Below are 6,474 nucleotides of genomic sequence, written 5' to 3' on the forward strand. Positions count from 1 at the left end.
TGCACACGTCACAAGGTCAGAACTCAATACAGCATTACTTTCGGAGAAGACTCATGACCCAACGGACCATCGCCGCTCTCATGCTTGCACTGGGCCTTGCTACCCTCGCCGGTTGCGCCTCGCCAACAGTGATCACCCTGAATGACGGTCGCGAAATCCAGGCTGTCGATACCCCTAAATTCGATCAGGATTCGGGCTTCTACGAATTCGAACAACTGGATGGCAAGCGCACCCGCATCAACAAGGATCAGGTTCGCACCGTTAAAGACCTGTAAGTCTTAACGCCAGATACAACAAAGCCCGCTTTTGAGCGGGCTTTGTTGTATCTGGCGTGTGGCAAACATCACCACTCAAGCTTGATCCTGCTGCTGAAACTGCGCTCCTCGCCCGTCACCGGGTCGATAAACCGTACACCCTGGGCCAGCAACTTGAGCGGGTTGGCGTAATCATCCACGGCATCCTTGATAACCTGGGGGTAAAACGGATCATTGCAGATACTCGCACCCAGCGCCGTCATATGCACGCGCAGTTGATGCTTCTTGCCCGTCACCGGAAACAGGCCATAGCGCCACAGGTCGCCGTTCTTCTCACGCACCTGCACTGCCGTTTCCGTGTTGCTCACACCGGGCCCTTCCTGCATGCGGAAAAACGGCTCGCCATCGACCAGACGGCTCTTGTGGACTAACGGAAATGTCAGCCCAGGCAAGGCTGGTGCAATGGCTTCGTAGAATTTATCGATCTGACGGGTGGGGAACAGTTGCTGATACGCCGAGCGGCTTTGTGGGTTGGCAGAGAACAGCACCAGCCCAGCGGTATGGCGATCGATCCGATGCAGCGGTACCAGTGACGGGTTATCCAGGCGGCGGATCAAGCGGCGCAGCAGCGTCTGCTCGACGTATTCGCCGGCGGGAGTGACGGGCAGGAAATGCGGTTTGTCGGCCACCACCAGATGCTCATCGGCGTACAGGATGGTCTCCTGCACCGGGATCGGTTTTTCATCCGGCACTTCGCGAAAGTAGTGGATGCGCAAGCCTTCCTTGTAGGCCAGGTCCACGCCTATGGGCTGGCCATTGCCATCCAGCACCCGACCACGGGCAATACGGTCCAGCCACTGCTCACGGCCGATGGCACGAAAGTGCCCGCACAGACAATCGAGCACCGTCGCCCAAGAGCCAGGTGGCAGGTACAACGTACTGGCTTGGTTCTGGGCCGCGGAAAAACCGGTATCGGACATGCACACACTCAAGACTTGAAAAACCAAGGGGGCATTATCCCCCAAATTCTCAAGCCTTGACCAACTCGGCCCGCAGTACCGGTGAGGCACTGGCCGCCTCGGTGAACTCCTTGAGCCAGCGCAGTACATCCACTGCCTCCCAGCGGCCAGGGTCATAGAGTGCATACAGCAAACCCTGGTAACCCACCACATCCAGTTGCTTGTGATAGCCGGCTCGCTGGAACAGCGCCTCGATTTCGGCAAAGCAGGTATTGAAATGCACTTTGTTGAACGGCGTCTTGCCTTCCGTGACCAGGCCATCGAGCCGCAGCTCATTCACAGCATCGCGCACAATATCGACGGACATGCGGTTGACGCTGCTTTTCAATTGTTCAACATTCACCACGGGCATTCCCTCTCACTCAATCGCTGTACAAACATACAGTAACCGAATAATCGGCAACCTGCCATGGGATTAGCGCTAACGTAGAAAGGCAACCACTTGCTCAGTGTCGAAAGGCCAATCCAGTTCCGCCCCGGTATCTACCCGGCGCAGTACCGGAATCCTTAGGCCATAGGCTTCGAACAGGGTTTCGGATTCACTGATATCCATCAGCTCAACCAACAGTCCGTGTTCGACCAACGGCATGATTTCTTCTTCGGCAAGCTCGCAAAGGTGGCAGGCCAAGGTGCCGAACAGCTGGCATTCAGGAGGCATGATGAACAGACCCGATAGAAAACAGGCGTTCATTCTAGGCCGTCGGAAAAACCTCGCCAAGTCGCGACAAACACCTGATCCAGATCACCATGGCCTATAACTGATTCAGCGATTCTCGCGGCTTTTTTCCCGCAACACCCCGACGGAGATGTCTGTGTTTGCCAACCTGCTGATCATTCTTGCCTCATCCCTGGTGGTCATTGCGCTGTTTCGCCGGCTGCAGCTGCCGCCGGTGCTCGGCTACCTGTGCGTGGGCCTGGCCGTCGGGCCAACGGCCCTGGACTGGGTCAATGACAGCGAAGACCTGCCAGACCTCGCCGAACTGGGGGTGGTATTCCTGCTGTTTTCCCTGGGCCTGGAGTTTTCCCTGTCCAAGATGCTCACCCTGCGCCGGGTGGTGTTTGGCCTGGGCAGCCTGCAGGTACTGTGCTGCTCGGTATTGCTGGGCGGGTTGCTGCTGTTGATAGGCATGTCGCCGGTGGCCGCGTTGCTGCTAGGGGCCGGTCTGGCCCTGTCATCGACTGCCATTGTGAGCAAGGAGCTGACCAGCCTGGGGGAGATTTTCAGCAGTCATGGGCAGAATGCGATTGGCGTGCTGCTGTTCCAGGACGTGGTCGCGGTACTGTTGCTGACCCTGGTACCGGTGTTCGCCGGTAGCAGCGAACAAGCCTGGTACTGGGCGCTGCCCCTGACCCTGGGCAAGACCGTGGTGCTGTTTCTCGGCCTGCTGCTCGCCAGCCGTTGGCTGTTGCCGCGCCTGTTTCACGAAGTGGCCGCCTCACATTCGGCGGAGCTGTTCGTGCTGCTGGCCCTGGTGATCGTGCTGCTTACGGCCTGGCTGACGCACCTGCTGGGCCTGTCGCCAGCCCTCGGCGCATTCCTGGCGGGCATGTTGCTGGGGGAAAGTCATTACCGGCACCAGATCGAAGCAGATATCCGGCCGTTTCGCGACATCCTGCTGGGGCTGTTTTTTGTCAGTATCGGCATGCTGATCGACCTGCAGCTGTTCCTCAGTCACAGCCTGCAAATCCTCGGGTTGACCCTCGCGCTGATGCTGATCAAGGGTTGCGTCGTTGCCGCACTGGTCAAGCTGCGCGGCAGCGACAGCGAAACCGCCTGGCGCAGCGGCCTGGCCCTGGCCCAGGGTGGTGAATTCTGCTTTGCATTGATGGCGCAGATGCAACTGAGCAATATGCTGCCAGGCAAAATCAGCAGCCTGCTGCTGGCGGCGACATTCTGCTCCATGCTGCTGACGCCCCTATTGCTGCGGGCCGCGCCCGCTATCGCGCTGCGCCTGCATCGCAAGCCCAACCAGCAAGTGCAACTGGAAGCAATCACCGCGCTCAACGCCGAGCTGCGCGGGCACGTGCTGATCTGCGGCTATGGCCGCGTTGGTCAATCCATCGGGCGTTTCCTGCGCCGTGAACAACAGGCGTTCATTGCCCTGGACGATGACCCCGAGCGCGTACAGGAAGCCGCCACCGAGGACAGCAGCGTGCATTATGGCGATTGCCGACGCGGCGCCTTGCTCAGCGCGGTCGGCCTGGAGCGTGCGCGCCTGGTGGTGATTGCCGTGGACAATGCAGACGTGGCGCTGGTGGTGCTCAAGGAAGCGCGGCGGATCAACCACAAGGTGCCGATCCTGGTGCGCACCCGCGACGATAGCCAACTGACCGAACTGAAGGCTGCCGGAGCCAGCGAGGTGGTGCCCGAGTTGCTGGAGTCGAGCCTGATGCTCGCGTCACACGCGCTGATCATGCTCGGCCAGCCTGACCAGCAGGTGCGCGAGCGGGTCGACGAAGTGCGGCGCAACCGTTACCGCTTGCTTCACGGTTTCTACCAGCACACCGACGACAGCCGGCAGGCGCCGATCAATCCTGACTGACCGCACCAATCTTATGGATCGACAAGTCCGCGCCGTAGTACTCCTCTTCCTGACTCAAGCGCAGGCCGCAGATGCGCTTGAGCACGCCATACACCAGCAACCCGCCAGCCAGGGCCACCACCACCCCCAGGCCGGTGCCGATCAACTGGCTGATCAGGCTCACGCCGCCCAGCCCACCCAAGGCGCTCTGCCCGAAAATCCCGCAGGCAATCCCGCCCCACACACCGCACAAGCCATGCAGCGGCCAGACACCCAGCACATCATCGATCTTCCAACGCGCCTGGGCGGCGATAAAGCACCAGACGAACAAGCCACCGGCCACTACGCCGGTGATCAATGCGCCCACCGGGTGCATCAGGTCGGAACCGGCGCAAATCGCCACCAACCCGGCCAACGGACCATTGTGCAAGAAGCCCGGGTCATTACGCCCGATCACCAGCGCCGCCACGGTACCGCCCACCATCGCCATCAGCGAGTTGACCGCCACCAGCCCGCTCACACCGGAAAGGGTCTGCGCACTCATCACGTTGAAACCGAACCAGCCGACGATCAATATCCACGAGCCCAGCGCCAGGAAGGGGATGCTCGAAGGCGCGAACGCCACCAGGCGTCCATCGCGATATCGTCCCTGGCGCGGGCCCAGCAGCAGCACCGCAGCCAACGCCAGCCACCCGCCCATGGCGTGGACCACTACGGAACCGGCAAAGTCATGGAACGTCGCGCCAAAGGTCGCCAACAACCAGGCTTGCAGGCCAAAGTTGCCATTCCACACCATGCCCTCGAAAAACGGGTAGATGAACGCCACGATCAACGCCGTGGCACACAGTTGTGGAACAAAGCGTGCACGCTCGGCAATGCCTCCGGAGATGATCGCCGGGATGGCAGCCGCGAAGGTCAGCAGGAAAAAGAACTTCACCAGGCCATAGCCATGGTCAGCACTGAGCACTGCGGCCGGCTGCATAAAGCTGACCCCATAGGAGATCCAATAGCCTATAAAGAAATAGGCCAGGGTCGAGACCGCAAAATCACTGAGGATTTTCGACAGCGCGTTGACCTGGTTCTTCTGTCGCACCGTACCGACTTCCAGAAACGCGAAGCCGGCATGCATCGCCAGGACCATTACCGCGCCAATCAGAATAAACAGCGTATTGGAGCTGTGGACCAGGGTGTCCACCGCGCTTTGCACATTTTCCATGGGAATTGGCAGGCCTGCAGTTCAGGAAAAAGCACCAAATCAGTTCATTGCCAACGGTCGCGCACTAAATTGGCACCACGCGTTCCACCCTTCTTGAGAGGGTTTGAACCGCTTTGGCGCGACGACAGATGAAGAAGGCAGTGACTTGTGGGTTTTTCCACGGGTTTTAGTGATTTAGGGTAAGGTTTTTCAAGGCTTTTGCCGAAACCGCCCACATTGCGCGCAAGCCTTGCGGCTCGCGCACCAAGGCAAAGCAAAAGCTGTACCAGACAATTGCAGTGAACCTTCACCGATACCGGCGACTCTCAACCAAAACCCTGCAAAAGCATCAGACAGCCACTCACGGAGTTAACCATGGCCAGAAAAACGGCAAAGACTGCTCAAGAAATACTGATGGAAGATTTCCAGACCCTGGTCAGCGATACCGAAAAGCTGCTGGACGACACCGCGATTCTGGCTGGTGACCAGGCTGATGAACTGCGTTCGAAAATCCACGACAGCCTGCTGCAGGCCCGGGAAACCCTGAAGTTGACTGAAGACTCCTTGCGCGAACGCGGCAAGGCGGCAGTCACCGCCACCGAAGACTACGTACAGGCCAACCCTTGGCAGTCCGTGGGTATCGCGGCCGGCGTGGGCTTTCTGATCGGCCTGCTGGCTACAAGGCGCTAATCATGTCTAATGGCGAAACCGGCTCGTCCACGGGCCCAAGCTCCACCTCGCGGCGCCTCGGCGCGGCTGTCCTGGGCTTGCTGCACAGCCATGTCGAGCTGTTCGGCATCGAGTTGCAGGAACAGAAGGCACGCACTGTCAGCCTGCTGCTGTTTGCCGGCCTGGCGCTGGTGTTTGCCCTGTTGCTGCTGGTGGGGTTATCGGCGCTGGTCATGATCCTGGTCTGGGATACCTATCGCCTGACCGGGATCATCAGCCTATGCGTGTTTTATGTACTCGCCGCAGCGTTCTGCGGGCTGCGCTTGAAGGCCGCGGTATTCGATGAGTCCACGCCTTTCCACGCCACCCTCGAAGAGCTGGCCAACGACCGGGAGCGCCTGCTGCCATGAGCCTGACTGAACTGCCGCAAACCAACTCCCGACGGGAAATGCGCAAGGCACTGATCCGCCTGCGCATGGAAATGCACCGCCAGGAAATTCGCCACGAATCCCAGCAATTGCTGCTGCCCCTGCATAAGGTGCGCAACATGGGCCAGAGCTGGCAGGACGGGTTCGGTATCAAGCATGCGCCGCTGTGGGGCGTCGCGGCGGTGACCCTGCTGGGGTTTTTCACCGGTAAAGGCGCCAAGAGTGGCGGAATCGGCACCATGACCCGTCTGGTACGACTCGGTGCAGGACTGATCCCCTTGATCAAGCTCGCCATGCAGAGTGCCGCCCGCAAGCCCTGACGCAACTGGCTGCATTCTTGCAAATGGATCAGGCCCGGTGCCCTCTCTGTAGGGGCCGGGCCTTTTT

At 59.8% G+C, this 6,474-nt stretch carries 9 protein-coding genes; 5 read left to right on the plus strand and 4 right to left on the minus strand.

All coding sequences use genetic code 11. The features are described from left to right. Positions 1-53 precede the first annotated feature (53 nt). Positions 54-275, plus strand: coding sequence for a YgdI/YgdR family lipoprotein (locus H097_RS23450; RefSeq protein WP_029298091.1), 222 nt, complete (start codon positions 54-56; stop codon positions 273-275). A 68-nt stretch (positions 276-343) separates the two neighbouring features. Here H097_RS23450 and H097_RS23455 read toward each other — a convergent pair whose 3' ends face one another. The 3 genes from H097_RS23455 to H097_RS23465 form a co-directional block, all read right to left on the minus strand. Next, entirely contained in the window at positions 344-1,234 is an 891-nt protein-coding gene (locus H097_RS23455; RefSeq protein WP_032862782.1) for a pseudouridine synthase, read from the minus strand. Positions 1,235-1,283: 49 nt separating this feature from the next. Further along, positions 1,284-1,619 (minus strand): hypothetical protein, encoded by a 336-nt coding sequence (locus H097_RS23460; protein ID WP_032862791.1) that lies wholly within the window; start codon positions 1,617-1,619, stop codon positions 1,284-1,286. Between the two features lie 75 nt (positions 1,620-1,694). Next, on the minus strand, positions 1,695-1,931 hold the full coding sequence (locus H097_RS23465) for a glutaredoxin family protein (RefSeq protein ID WP_032862783.1): 237 nt from the start codon (positions 1,929-1,931) through the stop codon (positions 1,695-1,697). A 154-nt stretch (positions 1,932-2,085) separates the two neighbouring features. Between H097_RS23465 and H097_RS23470 the strand changes: the two genes are divergently transcribed. Then, a complete protein-coding gene (locus H097_RS23470; RefSeq protein WP_032862792.1) occupies positions 2,086-3,816 on the plus strand; it encodes a monovalent cation:proton antiporter-2 (CPA2) family protein in 1,731 nt (576 codons plus the stop codon). On the opposite strand, the gene H097_RS23475 is transcribed toward H097_RS23470, so the two are convergent. After that, complete coding sequence (locus tag H097_RS23475; RefSeq protein ID WP_032862784.1) at positions 3,803-5,011, minus strand: ammonium transporter; 1,209 nt, start codon at positions 5,009-5,011, stop codon at positions 3,803-3,805. The genes H097_RS23470 and H097_RS23475 overlap by 14 nt on opposite strands. Positions 5,012-5,365: 354 nt before the next feature. Here H097_RS23475 and H097_RS23480 point away from each other — a divergent pair, with 354 nt between their 5' ends. Genes H097_RS23480 through H097_RS23490 form a run of 3 tightly spaced genes read left to right on the plus strand, consistent with a single transcriptional unit; the run spans position 5,366 to position 6,407 of the window. Next, the gene (locus tag H097_RS23480) at positions 5,366-5,680 is read left to right on the plus strand and encodes a YqjD family protein (RefSeq protein WP_029298079.1); all 315 of its coding nucleotides are present in this window, start codon (positions 5,366-5,368) and stop codon (positions 5,678-5,680) included. A gap of 2 nt (positions 5,681-5,682) precedes the next feature. After that, entirely contained in the window at positions 5,683-6,069 is a 387-nt protein-coding gene (locus tag H097_RS23485) for a phage holin family protein (protein ID WP_032862786.1), read from the plus strand. Continuing rightward, the gene (locus H097_RS23490) at positions 6,066-6,407 is read left to right on the plus strand and encodes a hypothetical protein (RefSeq protein ID WP_032862787.1); all 342 of its coding nucleotides are present in this window, start codon (positions 6,066-6,068) and stop codon (positions 6,405-6,407) included. The genes H097_RS23485 and H097_RS23490 overlap by 4 nt, the downstream gene beginning before the upstream one ends. The last annotated feature ends 67 nt before the right edge of the window (positions 6,408-6,474 follow it).

The sequence above is a fragment of the Pseudomonas sp. FH4 genome (genome assembly GCF_000510915.2).
GTDB lineage: Bacteria > Pseudomonadota > Gammaproteobacteria > Pseudomonadales > Pseudomonadaceae > Aquipseudomonas > Aquipseudomonas brenneri.

Coding starts and splice junctions, on each gene's coding strand:
- H097_RS23450 (WP_029298091.1), top strand. CDS start 54: ATGACCCAACGGACCATCGCCGCTCTCATGCTTGCACTGGGCCTTGCT.
- H097_RS23455 (WP_032862782.1), bottom strand. CDS start 1,234: ATGTCCGATACCGGTTTTTCCGCGGCCCAGAACCAAGCCAGTACGTTG.
- H097_RS23465 (WP_032862783.1), bottom strand. CDS start 1,931: ATGCCTCCTGAATGCCAGCTGTTCGGCACCTTGGCCTGCCACCTTTGC.
- H097_RS23475 (WP_032862784.1), bottom strand. CDS start 5,011: ATGGAAAATGTGCAAAGCGCGGTGGACACCCTGGTCCACAGCTCCAAT.
- H097_RS23480 (WP_029298079.1), top strand. CDS start 5,366: ATGGCCAGAAAAACGGCAAAGACTGCTCAAGAAATACTGATGGAAGAT.
- H097_RS23485 (WP_032862786.1), top strand. CDS start 5,683: ATGTCTAATGGCGAAACCGGCTCGTCCACGGGCCCAAGCTCCACCTCG.
- H097_RS23490 (WP_032862787.1), top strand. CDS start 6,066: ATGAGCCTGACTGAACTGCCGCAAACCAACTCCCGACGGGAAATGCGC.